This is a genomic window from Arthrobacter sp. PAMC25284 (assembly GCF_019443425.1).
GTDB lineage: Bacteria > Actinomycetota > Actinomycetes > Actinomycetales > Micrococcaceae > Arthrobacter > Arthrobacter oryzae_A.
In genome coordinates this window covers 2,081,829-2,100,435 of the sequence record NZ_CP080382.1, presented here as the reverse complement: position 1 = coordinate 2,100,435, position 18,607 = coordinate 2,081,829, and the positions used below count along the sequence as shown (strand labels likewise).

Below are 18,607 nucleotides of genomic sequence, written 5' to 3'. Positions count from 1 at the left end.
GAAGCCTGACCGCACTACATCAATGAAGCGCGGTTTCAAGACCAAGCGTGATGCCGAGCTCTGGCTTGCTGACAACACCGTGAAGCAGGCCCGAGGAGAATTCATTAATGTCTCCGCAGGCAAGGTCACCGTGTCAGACCTTGGCGGAGAATGGCTGCAGAACCTCACACACATAAAGCCTTCGACGCTCCGGCCAACGGAGAGCGCGTGGCGGGTTCACGTTGAACCCCGGTGGGGCAAGACGCATATCGCTGACATCCGCCACTCCGACGTGCAGGCGTGGGTAGCCAAGCTGAGCGCCCAGAAGTCGGCCACGCTTGTCATCCGCTGCTATGGAATCCTCGCAAAAATTCTGGATATCGCCGTGAAGGATAGGCGTCTCTCCTCGAATGTCGCTAGGGGAGTGAAGATGCCCCGCAAGGTCAAGAAGGAGCACGTCTACCTGAGCCATCAGCAGGTGCACGATCTCGCCGCCGAGGCTAAACACGGCTCGCTCGTTCTCGTCCTCGCGTACACCGGCCTCCGCTGGGGTGAGGTGACTGCGCTCCGGGTCAAGGATGTAAATCCCATGCGCCGTCGTCTCAATGTGGTTCTGAATGCCGTCGAGGTCGGCAGCAAGATTGAGGTCGGCACTCCCAAGACGCACAAGAAGCGCACCGTGCCGTTCCCGGCATTTCTCGCTGACCCGCTCGCAGTGCAGATGGCCGGGAAGCACCCTGATGATCTGTTGTTCCCCGGGGAGGACGGCAAGTACATGAAGCGCGGTGGTACCAGCCAGACCAGCAGGGGTTGGTTCGTGAACGCACTACGCCGCGCCGGTCTTGAACGAATGACTGTTCACGATCTCCGCCACACCGCTGCATCGCTCGCGATCTCAGCCGGGGCGAACGTGAAAAGCGTCCAGGCGATGCTTGGGCACGCCTCAGCCACGATGACGCTGGACACCTACGCGGATCTGTTCCCGGATGACCTGGACGCGGTTGCTGTCGCGCTCGATGCCGCTGCATCACAACAGGTTGCGCTCAAAGTGCGCTCACGGGACTGAATTACAAAAAGCGAAGGCGCCTACTTCGCTGTGTTATCAACGATGTAGACGCCTTCTCATGTGGCGGTGACGGTGGGATTTGAACCCACGTTGGCTTTGACACCAAACAACATTTCGAGTGTTGCACCTTCGGCCGCTCGGACACGTCACCAACCTGACTAGGGTACCGGAGCAGGGCGCCCAACAACAAAACGGCCCCGTTGCCGCCGGAACGTGGCGAGCTCCGCTGCGAAAAGCTGCCCGCCCCCGGGCCCGGCGAAGCGCTGGTCCGGACCCTCGATTCGGGCATCAGCAAGGGCGCCGAGCTCGTCGTCCATCGCGCCGGCGGCCCCGCCCGCTCTCATCTCCGCACCGAAGTCACGAGGCAACACGTGTTCAGTCTCACCGTCCGCCGCCACTTTATGATCGCTCACAGCCTTCCCCGGGAAGCGTTCGGCCCGGCCCTGAGGATGCACGGTGCCACCTTCGTGGCCGAGGTGAGCTTCCGCCGCCGCGAGCTCAACGCCGACGTAATCGTCCTGGACATCGGCGAAGCCGGCACGGTGCCCGGTTCCGTCCTGGACGGGCTGAACGACAAAAACCTGGGCGAGCACCCGGATTTCGCCGGGAAACTCAGCACCAGGGAAGCGCTGGCCCGCTATATTGCCGAGGCCGTGGCGGCGTAGATCCGCGACGGCGTTGACGGCCGCGGGCTGGCGGGTCTTGACGTGACGCTGCGGGAGCACCCCGATGCCTGGGGCGGCTATTCGCTCGACTTCGACGCCGATTGAGCCCCCGGCCGTCCCGGCGCAGTCATTCCCCTGCAGGGGAAGCTGTTGCAGAATGGCCCCATGACTCCGACAGCGCAGTCCGTTCCGATTCCCGCAGCGAGGTCCCTGACCGCGGAGCGGCTCCGGGCCTGGGCGTGGCACCGGCAGGGCCTGGACGGTTCGCTGGCCGGATGTACGGCGGAACAGGTGTTCGCACGTGCCGGCTGGGCACGGTCTATCGGTGGCGCGAACCCCTACCTCACGCTCTTCGCCCGGGCCGGGATCCGACGGGAGCAGGTCGACGCCGACATCCAGACGCACCGGATCCTGGAATTGCCAACGGCCCGAGGCTGTACCTACGTCCTGGGCCGGCAGGACTTCGACTGGGCCCTGAAATTGGGCCGCGATGCGGCCGAAACCACCTTCAAAGTCCTGGGCAGGCTTGGCGTGGACCGCGGCGAGATCGCGCTCCTGGAGGAGCAGGTGGTGCGCGCCCTGGCCGAAGCGTCCGGGCCAATGGATCCCCGGCAACTCAAAGAGCAATTGGGGGATTCCGTCCGGAACCTGGGCGAGGACGGCAAGAAAAAAGGGGCTTCCACCACGCTTCCCACCGCGCTGGGCATCCTGCAGGCCCACGGGCGGATCCGCCGCGTCCCGGCCAACGGCCGCCTCGACCAGCAGCGCTACGCCTACGAACTCTGGAATCTGGGACCCAGCCCACTCGACGACGATGCCGCCCGCGCTGAACTGGTTCGCAGCTACCTCGGCTGGACCGGTGGCGCGACGTTCAAACAGTCCCAGTGGTTTACCGGGTTTTCAGTCGCGCAGGGTAAGGCGGCACTGGCCGCCGTCGACGCTGTGGAGATCCACACAGCAGTGGCTACCGCCGGGGGCGGAACACTCTGGATGCTGCCCGACGACGTCGGGCGACTCGCCGCCTTCGAGGAACCGGCCGGGGAACAAATCCAACTCCTGGCCGGGTCCGACTCGCTGATGCTGCTCCGGCGGAACGCCGCAGACCTGCTGGCAGAGGATGACCGGGACAGGGACGTGCTGGCCCCACAGGCGTTGCAGGCAGATCTCCCGGACCACCCCATCCTGGACCGGGGGCGGATCATTGGGCTGTGGCAGTACGACCCCGGCCAGGAGCGGATCGTGTCCTGGCTGTTCGACGGCGCGACCCAGGCAGTGACCCGGCGGATCGACGAGATTCAGGCCTGGATCAGGGACGACCTCGGTGACTTCCGCGCTTTCAGCCTCGATTCACCGGCCGGCCGGCAGCCCCGCATCGACAGGCTCGCCGCGGCCGCCGTGGCAGAATCCGCCGCAACGGGATAGCGCAGGTACAGGAAATGCGGAGACCGGGAGCACGGGGACAGGAAAAATGCGGGAAACGGAAATGAACGTTTCAGCCGGTACGGTGCTGGGCGAAGAAGTCCCGCAACAGCGCTGCGCATTCCTGCTCCCGGACTCCGGCGTAGACCTCCACCCAGTGGTTCAGCCGGCGCTCGCGGAGGATGTCGAAAACGGAACCTGCGGCTCCGGCCTTCTCATCCCAGGCGCCGAACACCACCCGGGGAATCCGGGCCAGCACAATGGCGCCGGCGCACATGGCGCAGGGTTCAAGGGTGACCACCAGGGTGCAGTCCTCCAGCCGCCAGCCGTCTCCGGGATCGCCGTCGACGAACCGCAAATCTCGCAGCCGCGCCGCAGCCTCGCGGATTGCCACGATCTCGGCATGGGCCGTCGGGTCGCCGAGCGCTTCGCGTTCATTGCGTCCGGAGCCGAGCAGCTGTCCGTCCGGGCCGAGCACAACGGCGCCGATCGGGACGTCCTCCGTGGCCAGGGCCCGGCGGGCCTCGGCGATGGCAAGCCCCATCCACTTGGCATGGCGGGGCTCCGGGGCAGTCATGGGTCAATGATAGTTTCGAGCAAGGCACCCGGGGTGTGCCGACGAGTCAGGAGACAGAAATGAAGACTTGGACGGACCACGTAACTGACGGCTGGGGACGTTGGGTGGTGCCCTATGCCGCACTGTGGCTCACGATGCTCGTCGGCGGTGTAGTGGTCGTGACACTGGCGCTGCTGGGCTCCGAAGTGTATGACAACGTGGTGGACGACGCCGGGCTGGCCAACCTGGACAAACCTGCCCTCGCCTTCGCCCAGCAGTTGCGGACGCCGGAGCTGAATGCCTTCGTGACCGGCTTCACCAACATTGGCGGTGGGATCGGCATGCCCATCCTCGGCTCGCTGCTGACTGCGTGGTTGATTTTCCTCAGCCGCAGCTGGCGGCCATTGATCCTGGTCGGCGGCGCCGCTGCCGTCTCTACCTCGGCCACTGCTTTCAGCAAGCGCGTAGTCGGCCGCGCCCGTCCGGACCACGCCGACGCGGTTCCGCCGTTCGAAACATCTCCGGCGTTCCCGAGCGGCCACACGCTCAATACGGCCGTGGTCATCGGAGTGGTGGTGTACCTGGCGTGCCTGCACGTTCAGCGGACGATCGTACGCGTCGGCCTGATCACGGCGGGTGTGATCTTCATTGTCGGAATGGGACTGAGCCGGGTGTATTTGGGACATCACTGGATGACAGATGTCACTGCCGCCTGGCTGCTCGGCTTGGCCTGGGTCGGAGTGGTGATCCTTGCGCACCAGCTCTTCCACACGCTGCGGCACCGCAAACACGCCGGCCCGGCCCCCACCTTCGACAACCCGCTCACCGGTCGGGAGCCTGCATCCCGTGCGGCGTCCGGGACCCGTCCCCCGGAGGGCACCTCATCGTCCGGGTGATAGTTTTGACCCATGCGCACTCTCGTTGTGGACCACCCGCTGGTCGCCCATAAGCTCACCGTTCTGCGGGACAAGAACACCCCGTCGCCGGTCTTCCGCCAGCTCACCGAGGAGCTCGTGACGCTCCTCGCCTACGAGGCGACCCGCGACGTCCGCACCGAGCCGGTGACCATCGAGACGCCCGTCAGCACAACCATCGGCACCGCCTTCACCAAGCCCACCCCGCTCGTGGTCCCGATCCTCCGAGCCGGGCTCGGCATGCTCGAGGGTATGACCAAGCTGGTCCCCACCGCCGAGGTCGGATTCCTGGGCATGGCCCGTGACGAAGAGACCCTGGACATCATCACCTACGCCGAACGTCTGCCGGAAAACCTTACGGACCGACAGATCTTTGTCCTGGATCCGATGCTGGCCACCGGCGGCACGCTGCGCGAGGCTATCAAGTTCCTCTTCAAGCGCGGCGCCTCGGACGTCACCTGCATCTGTCTGTTGGCCGCCCCCGAGGGACTGGCCAAGCTCGAAGAAGAACTCGCCGACGCCAACGTCACGATCGTCCTGGCATCCATCGACGAGAAGCTCAACGAAAAGTCCTACATCGTGCCGGGCCTGGGCGACGCCGGAGACCGTCTCTACGGCATCGCCGGGTAGCTGCGCCACGGGACTCCGCGTACGGCGCAGGAGTCCCTGCGCCGGATGGAGTTCCGGGCCGGGCGGTTTTCCGCCTGGCCCTTCCGGTTTGTCACGCCTGCGATTAGCCTGTGGCCCATGGACTGGAAACTTGAAGTCGTGACTGTCCCCGTGTCCGATGTGGACCGCGCGAAGACTTTCTACGTTGACCAAGCCGGGTTCAATGCTGACTATGACGAGCGGCCCATGGAGGGGATCCGCTTCGTCCAGCTGACCCCACCGGGTTCCGGCTGCTCCATCGCTATCGGGGAAGGACTCACCGAAGCTCCGCCCGGCACCGCAGCGGAACTGATGCTCGTCGTCAGTGACATCCAGGCCGCGCACAGCCAGCTCAAGGACAAGGGCGTGGACGTCAGCGACGTCGAAATCCAGGATTGGGGGCAGTTCGTGTACTTCTCAGATCCCGACGGTAATAAATGGGCGGTCCAGCAACTCCCGCCGCGGGAAACGTCCTCTTGAACCCCGGCGGGTAGGGCAAGTCTGGCCGGTACGGCAGGATGGAAGGATGACTACTGATACCCGGTCCGCCCCGTCGCGCACCCTCACCGTCCGCGCCGTCCTCTTCGACATGGACGGCACGCTGGTCAATTCCATCGCGGTGGTGGAACAAGTGTGGGGCGAGTTCGCCGCCCGCAACGGCCTTGATATTGCCGAAATTCTGCGCACCTCCCATGGCGTCCAGGCCGGGGATATCGTGCGGCGCTTCGCGCCTGCCGGCGCCGACGTGGTGGCCTTGACTGCGGAAATCGGTGCGATGGAACGGACCCGGACCGACGGTATCGTGGCGCTGCCCGGTGCCGCGTGGCTACTGGGTATGCTGCCCGCGGAGGCCGTCGCGCTGGTGACTTCGGCGGACCGGATCCTGGCTGAGGCACGGATGGGCGCCGCCGGCCTGGCCATGCCCGCTACCGCCATCACCGCCGAGCTTGTCACCCGCGGCAAGCCGCACCCCGAAGGGTACCTGCGCGCGGCCGAACTGCTCGGCGTCGACCCGGCGGACGCCGTGGTCTTCGAGGACGCCCCGGCAGGAATCGCCGCCGGTGTCGCCGCCGGCATCCGCACGGTGGCCGTGGGACCCAACACCGGCGAACTGCCCGACGGTGTCCTGCACATCCGCGACTATTCCGCGATCTCCTGCGAGCTCGGTACCGACGGCGAGGGCCGCAGGACAATTTCCTTCCGGCTCTAGGGCTCCCCGGTTAGGGCGCCAGCAGGTAGACCGTGGTTCCGCCCACCGTCTGTGCGGTGAAAGTCGACTGCACCCACGCCGTGATCCGGGCCGCATCGTCCGATCCGGTTTCGCCCTCTACGGCGAGTCCGTCGATGAAATAGTGGATCGTTCCGTCCGCCACGAGCTGCTGGAATTGCGCCAGCGTCGGGGCAGGGTCCGTGCCATTGAACCCGCCGACCGCCATGACCGGCAGCTCGGTTGCGAGCTGGTAGCCGGCCGCGTTGTTGGATCCGACGACGGCGGCCGCCCAGGTGAAGCGTTCTGCATCTGTTCTCAGCGCGGTCACCAGTTCGGCGGAGGGCGTGGCGGCGTTTAGGAGACCGCCCATCCCGCCGCCGCCCGCACCGCCGCCGCCCGCACCGCCGCCGCCCGCACCGCCGCCGCCCGCACCGCCACCGGCGGTTCCGCCGCCGCGGTTGGCCCTGGCGTTGGGTCCGGCATTGGCGTTCGACTGCCCTCCGAACGCGGGCGGCGTCCCGGCCCGGCTCGAGACCTCCGGGCCGGCGCTGACGATCGCACCGGTGTGCGCCGTTGCGGCGGTGACCTGTGAGTACGCCAGCGGACCGGCGAGTGCCGCGACGACGGCAATTGCCGCCGTCGTACGGCTGAGGGTTCCGCGCGACGCGAGCCGCGGAACGGCGGCGGCGAGGATTGGAATCGCAGTCACGACGGCTCCGAGGAGTACCGCCCAGCGCAGCCAGGGCAGGAACGTCGGGGTGCGGCCCAGCAGCTCGAACGCCATGAACCCGGCGGCGAGGACCGCCGTCGTGAGGACGGCAGCGGCTGCGGGCCGGGTCCGGCGCTGCCAGAGCAGGACGCCGCCCAGCCCCGCGAGTCCGGCAATTCCCGGCGCCAACGCCACCATGTAGTAGGCGTGGAGGATGCCCGCCATGAAGCTGAACGTCAGGCCGGTGACGGCCACCCAGGCGCCCCAGATAATCACGGAGGCCCGGACGGCGTCCGTGCGCGGGGCTCGGCGACCCAGCCAGAGCAGGCCGGCGCCCAGCAGCAGCGCCGAAGGAATCAGCCATGCGATCTGGCCGCCGAATTCGCTGTTGAAGACACGGAACAGCCCCGGGGTGCCCCAGCCGTTGCTGCCGCCCACGCTGCCGGTCTCTTCGCCGTTCAGCCGGCCCAGGCCGTTATAACCGAGGGTGAGTTCGATGATGGAGTTGTTTTGCGAACCTCCGATGTAGGGGCGGGCGTCGGCGGGAATGAGCTCGACCGCGGCCAGCCACCAGCCCGCCGAAACGGCCATTGCCGCGCCGGCGCCGAGCAGGTGGAGCAGGCGTTTGCCGGCCCTGGCGGGTGCGGTGAGCAGATAAGCCACGGCGAACCCGGGGACCACCAGCAGGACCTGCAGCTGCTTGGTCAGGAACCCGAAGCCCAGGAACACACCGGCCAGCAGGAGCCAGCCCGGGCGTGCATCCTGGATCGAGCGGATCACGGCGTAGGCGGCGGCCGTCATGAGCAGTACCAGCAAAGCGTCGGGGTTGTTGAAGCGGAACATCAGCACGGCCGCTGGTGTCAGGGCCATGACCGTGCCGGCCAGCAGACCTGCGCGGTGGGCCAGTCCGGCGTCGGCGGTGGCGGGGGCGGCGGCCCGGCGGACGGCCAGGTAGACCAGCCAGACGGTCGCTACCCCCATCAGCGCCTGCGGCACGAGAATGCTCCAGGAGCTGAGTCCGAAGAGCCGGACGGACAGGCCCATCACCCAGAGCGAGGCGGGAGGCTTGTCCACCGTAATGGCGTTGGCGGCGTCCGACGAGCCGAAGAACGACGCGGTCCAGTCCTGGGACCCGGCCTGCGCCGCGGCGGAGTAGAACGCGTTGGCCCAGCCGGAGGCGCCCAGGTTCCACAGGTACAGGGCGCCGGTGGCCAACAGCAGCAGGGTCAGCTCCAGGCGCGGCCGCGTCAGCTGCGTCACCCGCGTCTGCCGGAGTGAAACTGGCCGGTCGCCAGCGCCGTGGCCGGTCCCCTCGCCCCGGCCGGTGGCCAGGGTGAGAGGAGTCCGTCGGGCAAATGCGGGGCGGGTGCCGTCAGCCATGACTGATCAGGCGCCCAGGTTGTAGACCGTGGAGGTCCCGACGGTCTGGGCCTCGTAGTTGGCCGCAACCCAGGCGGCCACCTCGGAGTTGCCGCCGCGTCCGCCCCCGCCGCCACCCTGGCCCTGTGCTGAGCCGCTGGAGATGAAATAGCCGATGTCGCCGTTGTCCACCATGGCCTTGAACTCGTCGAGGGTCGGATAGGGGTCGCCGCCGTTCCAGCCGCCGAGGGCGATCACGCTGGTGTCAGAGGCGAGTTCCAGGCTGGCGGCCTCGCTGGCGCCGGACACGATCCCGGCCCACTTAGTGCTGGTGGCCTGCAGGAGCGCGGTCAGCTCGGTGGAAGCACTTTCCGCACCGGGGCCGCCGGTGCCGATCGCCGAGGCGGTCGGGCCCGACGTCGGGATGGAACCGGAATGCGGCTGCGCCGCCGTCGCCAGGGTCCAGGATGCAGTGCCCAGACCTCCGGCCAGCAGGGACAGGATCACGACGCCGGTCGCCGCGGCCGTGCGGAGGCGCCAGGACAGGCCCGGCAGGCTGTCAACCCGCAGAATCAGTGCGGTGGCGGCCAGGACACCCAGCGCCACAGCGATCACCCGCAGCCCGGGCAGCCAGGCCGGGTCCCGGCCCAGCAGCACAGCCGACCAGACCGAGCTGGTCAGGACCGTCACGGCGAGCAGAATCCGTGCCGGCATGTACGCTCTGCCGCGCCACAGTTCCACCGCTCCGATGCCAACAATGGCCGCGATCGCCGGAGCCAGGGCCACCGCATAGTACGGGTGCACGGTGCCGCCCATGAAGCTCAGGATGCCGCCCGTAATGACCAGCCACCCGCCCCACAGCATAAGAGCAGCCCGCGTCGTCGAGGTCCGTGCCTCGCGCCGGGTGAACCACAGACCGGCGCCGAGCAGAAGGAGGGCCGCCGGAAGCAGCCAGGACACTTCGCCGCCGAAACTGGTTCCGAACATCCGGGTGATCCCGGTGGCGCCGCCAAAGGCGACGTTGCCGCCCGTGCCGCCCCTGCCGCCGTCGGCCGGACCGCCGCCACCGCCGCCGCCACTCGAGCCGGTGATCCGGCCAAGACCGTTGTAGCCCAACGTCAGTTCGAGAAAGCTGTTGGTCTCGGAGCCGGCCATGTAGGGCCGGTCCGAGACCGGGGTCAGCTGAAAGAGTGCGATGTAGCTGCCAGCCACCACAACGATGCCCGCGGCGGCACCCAGCAGATGCAGCAGACGGCGGCCCAGAGTGGTGGGTGCTGCCCACAGGTAGGCCAGGCCCAGTGCCGGCACAATCAGGAAGCCCTGGAGCATTTTGGTCAGGAAAGCCAGGCCGATGACGGCGCCGGCTGCGGCCAGCCACTTCCAGCCCGCCTTCTCGATGGCTCGGGTCGTCAGGTACGCCGCCAGAACCAGGCACAGTGTCAGCATGGCGTCCGGGTTGTTGAACCGGAACATCAGCGCAGCCACGGGAGTCAGTGCGAGCGCGCCTCCGGCCAGCAGTCCCGCAGCCGGGCCGGAAACCCGCTTGACCGTCAGGTACAGCAAACCGACGGCGGCGACTCCCATCAGCGCCTGCGGAATGAGCAGGCTCAAGGGCGAAAAGCCGAAGATCCGGCCGGCGAGGGCGGGAATCCACAGCGAGGCAGGCGGCTTGTCCACGGTAATGGCGTTGCCCGGATCCAGGGAACCGAAGAGCAACGCGGTCCAGTCCTTGGTTCCGGCCTGGACGGCTGCCGCGTAGAACGAGTTGCCGTAGCCGGTGGCTTCCAAATTCCACAGGTAAAGAACCGCGGTGAGGGCCAGCATCAGGGCAGCCGAGGGCCGGACCCAGCGCGGCTGGTGTCCGAAAAGCAGACGGTCCCGGCGGCTTGCCGGTACGGCGTGACGTGCGGTGGAGCGCGGCTCCGGGGCGGTGGCCGGGGCCCCGGACGGGCTGCCGGCAGTGGGGTTGATGGTCGCGGTCATTTACTTGGCCGTTTCTGTCTGAAGGTTGGAAGTGTCAACGGCGCCTGGGGTCAGGCCAGCGGTGGCTGGGGCCGGGGCGGCGACTGTGGCGGGGAGGCGGCCCCGGCGGACGAAGACCACGTGCCGGAACAGCAGGAATTTGATGGCGGTAGCGGCCAGATTGGCCGCGGTGACGGTGGCGATCTCCACCCAGGGGGCCGGCGCCGCAGGGAACCCATGCAGCACGGCGAGGGCTCCGGAGGTCAGAGCCAGCCCGATGCCGAACACGAGCAAGCCTTCGAAGTGGTGGCGTGCCGCTTCCGAGCGGCCCTCGATGCCGAAAGTGAAGCGCCGGTTGGCAGCGGTATTGGCGACAGCGGTGATGAGCAGGGCCAGGAAGTTGGCCAGTTGCGGGTCCATGAGGCCACGGCAGATGAGAAAAATTCCGAGGTACGCCACCGTGGAGGCGATTCCGATGCTGCCAAAGCGGATCAATTGCCCGAACAGGCTGCCGCCGGGGCTTTGTTCCTGTGGTCGGGAGGCCGCCGGGAGCGGACCTCGGGCGAGGGCGGCACGGAGTTCGTCGACAGGGATACGTCCGGAGACAAGGTCCCGGCTCAGCCTGGCCATACCGCGCAGGTCGGCCACGGCCGTCTGGACGATGTCGACGCTGGAATCGGGATCATCGGTCCAGTCCACCGGAACCTCGTGGACGCGCAGCCCGCATTTTTCGGCCAGGACCAGCAGTTCGGTATCGAAGAACCAGGCGTTGTCCAGCGTGTGCGGGAGCAGTTGGCGGGCGACGTCTGCCCGGATGGCTTTGAAGCCGCACTGGGCGTCGCTGAAGTGCGCCCCCATGAGGGACTGGAGCAGGAAATTGTAGCTGCGGGAAATGAACTCCCGCTTGGGGCCCCGGACTACCCGGGAGTTGCGGGTGAGGCGGGTTCCAATGGCGAGGTCCGAGTGTCCGGAAATGAGGGGGGCCAGCAAGGGGCACAAGGCTGCAAGATCGGTGGAGAGATCCACGTCCATGTAGGCCAGGACGGGAGAGGGTGAGACGAGCCATACCTTGCGCAACGCGTTTCCGCGGCCTTTTTCGGCCAGATGGACTACGGCGACCTCCCGAAGTTCCCGGGCCACGCGTTCAGCGGCCTCGAGGGTGCCGTCCGTGCTGGCGTTATCGGCCACCGTAATCCGGAAAGAGTGGGGGAAGGTGCTCCGCAGGTAAGCGTGCAGCCGGCGCAGGCAGGCCTCCAGGTCCCGCTCTTCGTTGTAGACAGGAATTGTCACGTCGAGGACCGGCACCGTCGTGCGGGTGTCAATGGGGGAGCGGCGGTTGCCGGGGACCGTATCAAAAGCGGTAGCTGTTGCGGCGAATTCCGAAGCCGGCCCGGCGGGCGTCGCTGCGGGCTGGGGCAGTGTTCCTGTGGCCTGGTCCGTGAATGTCATACCCCAACAGTGCTGCCGGGACCTATAACCGTCTTAGGGCCAACCTGTGTGCCCGCTGTGCAAGAAGGGAAGACCCCGAACCGGACGGTTCGGGGCCTTCCGGGCGGGCTTCGTGGTGCCGGCTCAGTACCAGTTGTTGGCGTAGTGGAAGTTCAACGCACCGCACGGGGAACCGTAGCGCTGCTTGATGTAGTTCAGGCCCCAGTTGATTTGGGTCCGGTAATTGGTCAGGTAGTCCGTGCCTGCGCTCGCCATCTTCTCGGCGGGCAGGGACTGGACTATGCCGTAGGCGCCGCTGCTCGGGTTCTTGGCCGTTGTCCTCCAGTCGGATTCCTTGGTCCAAAGCTTCTGCAGGCAGGGCATTTGGCCGGCGTCCCAGCCGTAGCCGCCCAGATTGGCGGCGGCGTAGGCCTGTGCCCCGGCAGGGTCATCGACGGCCACGGCCATGGGTGCCGGGGCGGGGGCGGGTGCCGGTGCTGAAGCGGGTGCTGGTGCTGGGGCTGGAGCGGCTGCCACCTCATCTGCCTCCGTCGGCGGCGTCTCGGACTCCTCAGTCGCGGCCGGGCTGGCGTCTGCGCCGCCGGGGGTGTCCGTTGCCGGAATTTCTTCCGGGCCGGCGTCGACGGGCTCAGTGTCCTGCACTGTCTCGAAGTCCAGCTTCGGCAGCGGATTGGCGCTCAGGGCGGATGCCTGCAGGCTCGTGTCGCTGACGGTTGGCATGCCGCCTGTGCCGGTTGCCTGTCCTGCAGCGCCGACACCAACCAGTACTGCGCAGGCTGCTGCGGCGACGGCCGCGCGTCGGCCGGCCGTTCCTAGTCCAGCTGCCAACCGCGACCGCGCCGAAGCCGGAGTGGCCTGGTCGGTACGGTGCCGCGGGGCCTCGGAAAGGGTTTCTGTCGGGTCGCTTTCGGGGCGCGGTTTTGCCGTGGATCTCGTCATTTTGGCCTCTCAACACCGGCGGAGTTAGCTGTCGGGTTCGGATGAGGTCATCCGGCCGCACGGAAACTCACGTGTCGGCTTCACCCCAGGGCGTGGGTGCGCTGTGCCCGGGAACTTTGGGTTCCCCGCCTCTGCCTGGTCCAGCGGAATCCGGGAAGCGGCAGAGCTTGGCGTCCATCCGGATATGCGGCTCCAGGGGGGCGGCCGCACCCTAAAAACGGTACAGCACACTCGGGATTAAGTCACATTTTGATAACGAAGCGCACGACGGCGGTGCGTCGCCTTGCCCGCCGGCTGGTCCGTCGGCGTCCACTTCGACGGTTCAGTTCACGCTCGACGTCGCGACGGTATCTATCAAGCTGTTTGTGACAGCTGGTTGGTTTCTTTGTAGTTGATGCCGGCGTGGCCGGGGGCGCCGGGCGCTGTCGGTTTGCGGCGGTACCTGTGGGGGTTGCGTGCGTGGCAGGCGTCCAGTGTTGCCTGCCGTTGCCTGCGGGCCTGTTCGACGAGCCCGTGGTGGACGGTGTCCGGCGTGTAGTAGTTCAGGCCGCTGTGGCGGTGGTTGGCGTTGTAGTCCGCCAGGAACGCGGCCATGTGGGCCCGGGCGTGCTGGAGATCCTGGAACCGTGGGGGGAAGTCGAGGTCATATTTGACCGTCTTGAACAGGGATTCCGAGTAGGGGTTGTCGTTGGAAACCCGCGGGCGGGAGTAGGAGAGTTCGATGCCCAGAGACCGGGCGAGGTCCAAGGTCGTGCCGGCGCGCATCGGGCCCCCGTTATCGGCATGCAGCACCGCGGGGCGCTGCCGGTTTCCCGCGACCGCGTCCCTGATGAGAGCGGCCGCCAGGGCCGCTGTTTCTCCGTGTTCGACCCGGTGCCCAACGACCTTGCGGGAGTAGACGTCGATGATTGTGTAGAGCTTGTACGTGTGTTTGCCGGAGCCGTGGAGCATGGTGATGTCCCAGCTCCAGAGCTGGTTCGGGGCCGTCGCGACCAGGACCGGCTTGACCCGTCCCGGGCCCGTGCCGCCGCGTAGTGCGCGGCGGTCCCCGTTCTGCCCGTGCGCGGCGACGATCCGGTGGGCTGCCGCAATCGAGAAGGAGCAGTACCCGGCGTCGAGCATCCGATAATAGGCCTGGGTGACCGAGAGATTCCCGTAGTCCTCGGAGTTGAGCAGCTCCATGAACTCCTCAGCCTCGGCCGTGGTGATCCGGTTCGGGTAAGCCCGGTCACGGCGCGGCACGGTGACCCCTGCCGGGACAGGAGGACTCAGATGCCGGTACCAGGTGGTGCGGTGGAGGCCCAGCAGGGCGCAGGTCTTCACCGCTGACCAGCCCGCCGTGATCAGATTGCCGGCGAAGGTCAGGGCGATGTCTTTCCAGACTTTGGCACCAACCACTCCGGCCGGCCCGGCTCCGGTTCTTCCAGCACCGGATCGGTCGCCGCCGCGCTCTTGGCCATGGCGTCCAAGAGCGCGGAAGCTTTTCCCAGAATGTCCACCGCCGCCTCGGCCCGGGCCAGCTTGGCCTTGAGGATCTCGTTCTCCTTCAACACCCGCTTAAGCTGCTGTTTGTCGCCTGCGTTCAACCGCTGGTCCTCGTTCCCTTGCTTGATGCTGGACCTCAGCTCCCCGGCCTCGCGTTGCTGGACCCAGAGCCGGACGGTGTTATCGCCGATACCCACAGCCCGGCAGAACGCGATCCGGGACCCACGCTCCAGGCACTTCTCGTACTCATCCAGAATCGCGTGCTTTTGCTCGAGAGTGAAGTGGCTCCTCCCGGAGCGACGGACAGGGACAACAAAATCCATGACGGACCTTTCCCCGCCCCCGTGATCAGGCCGAGCCGACAGAGAACCTGTCACACAACAGCCTGACACACAGGGGCGATTCGTCGTGTGGGCAGGGAACCATCGAAACGGCGCCCGGGAGCCATTGCTACAGCCCGTGCTACGGCCAGGCTTAGGGCGCCGCAGGCAGGCGAACGGCGAATTCCGTCCGGCCCGGCCGGGACGTCACGCTGACGGACCCGCCGTGGGCCGCCACGATCGACTGCACAATAGACAATCCCAGCCCGCTGGTCCCTTCGGCGGTCGGCGCTGTCGGGGCAGCGGCGGGAATGGTCACGGGGTTCTTTCGGGAGGCATCCGCACGCGCGAAGCGGGCAAAAACCCGGTCAATGAAGTCGGGTGCGATGCCGCCGCCGTCGTCCGTAACGGTCAACACGGCGCTGCCGTCGGCTGATCTCATCATTCCGGTGGCCACCGTTGTCCCCGGCGGCGTATGTTTCCGGGCGTTTGACAACAGATTGGCCAGCACCTGGTGAAGTTGCGTGGCATCGCCCCGGACCACCACCGGTTCCTTCGGTAACTCAAGCTGCCAGATATGGTCGGGGGCCATCACTTTGGCATCGCTGACCGTTTCGATGATGAGTTGGGTGAGGTCGACGTCGCTGACTTTGACGGGCTGGCCCTCGTCCAATCGGGCCAGCATCAGGAGGTCCTCCACGAGTGTGGTCATGCGTTCGGACTGGCTTTGGACGCGGGCCAGCGATTTCGCGCCGTCCGGCGTGAAATGCTCAGTCATCCGCATCAGCTCCGTGTAGCCGCGGATCGCGGTGAGGGGCGTCCGCAGTTCGTGCGAAGCGTCGGCCACAAACTGGCGTACCTTCATCTCGCTCTCCTGCCTGGCCTCGAGCGCATTGGAGACGTTGTCCAGCATCTTATTCAGGGCGTAGCCCACGCTGCCGACTTCGGTGCCGGGGTGGGCTGCCGACGGCGGAACGCGCACCGCCAGGGCCACTTCGCCGGCGTCGAGCGGGAGCCGCGAAACCTTCGTGGCGACCTCAGAGAGTTGCTCCAGCGGCTTCATAGTCCGGCGGATCATTGCTGTCCCGGCGAGGCCGATGACGACCAGCCCGCCGGTGGACACCACCACCATGGTCCAGACCAGCGAGGCGAGTGTGTTCTGCTTGGCGGCCAGCGGGAGGCCGGTGACAATGGTGTCCCCGTAGGGTGCCGTGACCGCGATGAGCCGGTAGGTACCTGTGGACAAGGTGCGGTCAACCGGGGCTGAGTTGGGCACGAGATCCAGCAGGATCTGATCGTCCGCGGACGACAGCGACCCCCGCGAGGCGTCGTCGTCGAGGAATCCTGCGCTGCTGACGGCTCCGTCGCTGACCCGTGCGATGAGTGTGCCGATGCCCTGGCCGCGGCCTTCCAGCGGATCAGGCCGGCCCGCCGGGTTGCCGCTTTGGGGGCGGCCGGCGGCACTGGATATCCGGGACGCCTGGGCGAGGCGTTCATCCAGCTGGCGGGTCAGGAAAGAATCCATGGACGCGTAGCTGAAAAGTCCTATGGCGCCGCAAATGGCCACGAGCAGTGCCATGGCAACAAGGACCAGGCGGGTACGCAGGTGCCAAGTGGACGGGTTGCGCCAGTCGTGACCCGTGCTGCGGAGCTGTCCGGAAAGCGTGGACACCGACTACTCCGCCGGTTTGATGACATAGCCGGCGCCGCGCACAGTATGAATCATCGGCGGGTGGGTGAGATCGATTTTCTTGCGGAGGTAGGAAATATAGAGTTCCACGATGTTGGCCTGACCGCCGAAGTCGTAGTCCCAGACCCGGTCGAGGATCTGGGCCTTGCTGATCACACGCTTCGGGTTTTCCATCAGATAGCGCAACAGTTCGAACTGCGTGGCCGTGAGGTTGACTTCCTCTCCGGCGCGGGTGACGTCGCGCGTATCGACGTTCAGCACCAGATCACCGACGACGAGTTCCGCCGTATCCATGGCGGCCACGCCGGAACGTTGAACCAGCCGGTGCAGCCGCAGCAGCACTTCCTCCATACTGAAGGGCTTCGTGACATAGTCGTCGCCGCCGGCTGCGAGTCCGGTGATCCGGTCCTGGACGTTGTCCTTGGCTGTCAGGAACAGGGCGGGCACCTCCGGCGCGAAGGCGCGGATCCGGCCCAGGAGTTCGACGCCGTCGAACCCCGGCAACATCACGTCCAGCACCAGTACATCGGGACGAAAGTCCTTGGCCAGCTTGACGGCTGCGGGCCCGTCGGCGGCTACCGCAACGGACCAGCCGGCCATCCGCAGGCCCATGCTCATGAGCTCTGAGAGGCTCGGTTCGTCGTCAACCACCAGTGCGCGGATGGGTGAGCCATCCGGATGCGTCAGTTGGGGCAGGTTGTTTGTCATGGAATGCGAGGTGGCCATGTGACAACTTTCCGTACCGCCGGTTTGGAGCGGCTTTGGGGATCCTGTGCGGAACCTGTGAATCCCAGCCTAGCGACCGGACGGAAATGTGCGTCCCTGTGCCTGAGAGTCAGTGGTCCCCGATTCCGGCGGGGTGCTCGTGTAGGACGAACGGGTCACAGCCGGAGGTAGTGAGCGGCACAGCCCCGGCACAGGATCGGTCGTCACTCTGGGACGGACATAGCTTCCGTAGCGATCAAGGAGAGTTTGAATGAATGACCAGCAGCCCGGCTACGGCCAGGAACCCGCCAACGATGAAACCCGCCCCGAGACCGCATCTCAGTCTGCCGCCACCCCGTCTGCCGCCACCCCGTCTGCCGCCACCCCGTCTGCCGCCACCCCGTCCGGTGCCGGTCCGGCGTCGGCGGGATCGGTGTTCGGCGGCGAAGTGGCCCCGACGGCATCCGGCTGGGGACAGCAGCAGGATGCCAGGACCCCGGGCTGGGGTGCGTCGGGAACTTCCGCCGCCACGACGCCCGCGGCGGGATCCAGGAACCGCAAGCGTGGTCTGGCCATTGCTGTTGGCGCTGTGGTGCTGGCCGTTGGCGCCGGTGCGGGTGCCCTTGCGCTCACATCAAACCCGGCAGCTGCCGATGGGACCACCGTGGCGGACGGGCTCGCGGGCCCAGGCGGCCAGGGTGTTGGTCCGGGCGGCGCCTCCGGGGGCGGCGTGCAGGGACGGGGCGGCACGGACGGATTCTCGCCCGGTGGGACAAGCGGGCTTCTTGCCGCGGTGCACGCCGAGTACGTGATCTTGGAAGGTGGCACCTACCGCACCCAGTACGAGCAGCTGGGTACCGTCACGGACATCAGCTCGACGGCGGTGACCGTTGAGAGCAGCGACGGTTTCACCCGAAGCTACACGCTGGGCACCGACGTGGTGGTGGGCAGCCAGCAAATGACCCGCCAGCAGGCCGGGAGCACTGCCGACAGCCAGTTGAGCATTGCGGACATCGAGGCCGGGAGCACAGTGCGCATAGTGGCGGTGGCCGATGGTGCGGACTATACGGCAGTGTCTGTCACGGCGCCCATGGCGACAGCCGGTCAAGCCAACTGAGGAATGGGTCACCCGGGATCGTCACCTGACGGGCAAGGCGCAGCCGGACCTGGCGGGCAGGGAACCGGGCCTGAACTGCCTGGATCCGGATGTGGCCCCGTTGCCGTCCAAGGCGGATCCCAGCTGAATCTTGGCCCGTGCTGGGGGCATGCTGTGAGTTCCCGTCGAGTCGGCTGGATAGGTATGGCTGCCGGGTGACCACCAGGTGGGACGGCCGTCCGTGGCGAGACCGTGGGAACGATAATTTTGCAAGAAAGTTCCCGAGAATTATTCCCCAAGATTCACTGGATCGAGCGAATAATATTCCGTCAAGGCGGTAAAAGGTCGCAGGTTGTGAAATATTTCCACGGGCTTCCCGGAATGGCCGAAGCGTGACCCGGGCTATATTTCGGACGACCGTCTCACTATCTGGAAC

The 18,607-nt window shown here is 66.8% G+C and carries 16 protein-coding genes, 1 tRNA gene, 1 pseudogene and 1 riboswitch; of the genes and pseudogenes, 8 read left to right on the top strand and 10 right to left on the bottom strand.

Annotation, left to right across the window (positions count from 1 at the left end; translation table 11 throughout):
• The first annotated feature begins 22 nt into the window (after positions 1-22).
• Entirely contained in the window at positions 23-1,045 is a 1,023-nt protein-coding gene (locus tag KY499_RS09700; RefSeq protein ID WP_258190693.1) for a site-specific integrase, read from the top strand.
• A gap of 61 nt (positions 1,046-1,106) precedes the next feature.
• Here the strand turns inward: KY499_RS09700 and KY499_RS09695 are convergent.
• A tRNA-Ser gene (locus tag KY499_RS09695) sits at positions 1,107-1,196 on the bottom strand.
• Positions 1,197-1,416: 220 nt separating this feature from the next.
• Between KY499_RS09695 and KY499_RS09685 the strand changes: the two are divergent.
• Together KY499_RS09685 and KY499_RS09680 are read left to right on the top strand one after the other, a co-directional pair.
• Positions 1,417-1,815 (top strand): annotated as a pseudogene (locus KY499_RS09685) (6-pyruvoyl tetrahydropterin synthase family protein).
• Positions 1,816-1,875: 60 nt separating this feature from the next.
• Positions 1,876-3,132 (top strand): DNA glycosylase AlkZ-like family protein, encoded by a 1,257-nt coding sequence (locus tag KY499_RS09680; protein WP_219885299.1) that lies wholly within the window; start codon positions 1,876-1,878, stop codon positions 3,130-3,132.
• A gap of 70 nt (positions 3,133-3,202) precedes the next feature.
• Here KY499_RS09680 and tadA read toward each other — a convergent pair whose 3' ends face one another.
• The gene (gene tadA, locus KY499_RS09675; RefSeq protein WP_123256780.1) at positions 3,203-3,706 is read right to left on the bottom strand and encodes a tRNA adenosine(34) deaminase TadA; all 504 of its coding nucleotides are present in this window, start codon (positions 3,704-3,706) and stop codon (positions 3,203-3,205) included.
• 59 nt (positions 3,707-3,765) lie between these two features.
• Here tadA and KY499_RS09670 point away from each other — a divergent pair, with 59 nt between their 5' ends.
• The 4 genes from KY499_RS09670 (at position 3,766) to KY499_RS09655 (ending at position 6,457) form a co-directional block, all read left to right on the top strand.
• The gene (locus tag KY499_RS09670) at positions 3,766-4,581 is read left to right on the top strand and encodes a phosphatase PAP2 family protein (RefSeq protein ID WP_219885298.1); all 816 of its coding nucleotides are present in this window, start codon (positions 3,766-3,768) and stop codon (positions 4,579-4,581) included.
• Positions 4,582-4,593: 12 nt separating this feature from the next.
• Positions 4,594-5,229 carry a uracil phosphoribosyltransferase gene (gene upp / locus KY499_RS09665; protein WP_055800753.1) on the top strand — a complete coding sequence of 212 codons (636 nt, stop codon included), beginning with the start codon at positions 4,594-4,596 and terminating at the stop codon, positions 5,227-5,229.
• 117 nt (positions 5,230-5,346) lie between these two features.
• Complete coding sequence (locus KY499_RS09660; protein WP_219885297.1) at positions 5,347-5,727, top strand: glyoxalase superfamily protein; 381 nt, start codon at positions 5,347-5,349, stop codon at positions 5,725-5,727.
• Between the two features lie 46 nt (positions 5,728-5,773).
• Positions 5,774-6,457: an HAD-IA family hydrolase gene (locus KY499_RS09655; RefSeq protein ID WP_123256782.1), complete on the top strand. Its 684-nt coding sequence runs from the start codon at positions 5,774-5,776 to the stop codon at positions 6,455-6,457.
• A gap of 10 nt (positions 6,458-6,467) precedes the next feature.
• Here KY499_RS09655 and KY499_RS09650 read toward each other — a convergent pair whose 3' ends face one another.
• The 8 genes from KY499_RS09650 to KY499_RS09615 form a co-directional block, all read right to left on the bottom strand.
• On the bottom strand, positions 6,468-8,546 hold the full coding sequence (locus KY499_RS09650) for a glycosyltransferase family 39 protein (RefSeq protein ID WP_219885296.1): 2,079 nt from the start codon (positions 8,544-8,546) through the stop codon (positions 6,468-6,470).
• A 6-nt stretch (positions 8,547-8,552) separates the two neighbouring features.
• A complete protein-coding gene (locus KY499_RS09645; RefSeq protein ID WP_219885295.1) occupies positions 8,553-10,508 on the bottom strand; it encodes a glycosyltransferase family 39 protein in 1,956 nt (651 codons plus the stop codon).
• The gene (locus tag KY499_RS09640; RefSeq protein ID WP_219885294.1) at positions 10,509-11,936 is read right to left on the bottom strand and encodes a bifunctional glycosyltransferase family 2/GtrA family protein; all 1,428 of its coding nucleotides are present in this window, start codon (positions 11,934-11,936) and stop codon (positions 10,509-10,511) included. It abuts the gene before it with no gap.
• 123 nt (positions 11,937-12,059) lie between these two features.
• Entirely contained in the window at positions 12,060-12,656 is a 597-nt protein-coding gene (locus KY499_RS09635) for a hypothetical protein (RefSeq protein WP_308813031.1), read from the bottom strand.
• Between the two features lie 220 nt (positions 12,657-12,876).
• Positions 12,877-13,041: riboswitch (cyclic di-AMP (ydaO/yuaA leader) on the bottom strand.
• A gap of 188 nt (positions 13,042-13,229) precedes the next feature.
• Complete coding sequence (locus tag KY499_RS09630; RefSeq protein ID WP_123253733.1) at positions 13,230-14,273, bottom strand: IS3 family transposase; 1,044 nt, start codon at positions 14,271-14,273, stop codon at positions 13,230-13,232.
• The gene (locus tag KY499_RS09625) at positions 14,237-14,683 is read right to left on the bottom strand and encodes a transposase (RefSeq protein ID WP_123253734.1); all 447 of its coding nucleotides are present in this window, start codon (positions 14,681-14,683) and stop codon (positions 14,237-14,239) included. The genes KY499_RS09630 and KY499_RS09625 overlap by 37 nt, the downstream gene beginning before the upstream one ends.
• A gap of 151 nt (positions 14,684-14,834) precedes the next feature.
• Entirely contained in the window at positions 14,835-16,352 is a 1,518-nt protein-coding gene (locus KY499_RS09620) for a HAMP domain-containing sensor histidine kinase (protein ID WP_258190692.1), read from the bottom strand.
• A 3-nt stretch (positions 16,353-16,355) separates the two neighbouring features.
• Positions 16,356-17,096: a response regulator transcription factor gene (locus KY499_RS09615; RefSeq protein WP_219885292.1), complete on the bottom strand. Its 741-nt coding sequence runs from the start codon at positions 17,094-17,096 to the stop codon at positions 16,356-16,358.
• Positions 17,097-17,346: 250 nt separating this feature from the next.
• On the opposite strand from KY499_RS09615, the gene KY499_RS09610 reads away from it, so the two are divergent.
• Positions 17,347-18,192: a hypothetical protein gene (locus KY499_RS09610; RefSeq protein WP_258190691.1), complete on the top strand. Its 846-nt coding sequence runs from the start codon at positions 17,347-17,349 to the stop codon at positions 18,190-18,192.
• Positions 18,193-18,607 lie beyond the last annotated feature (415 nt).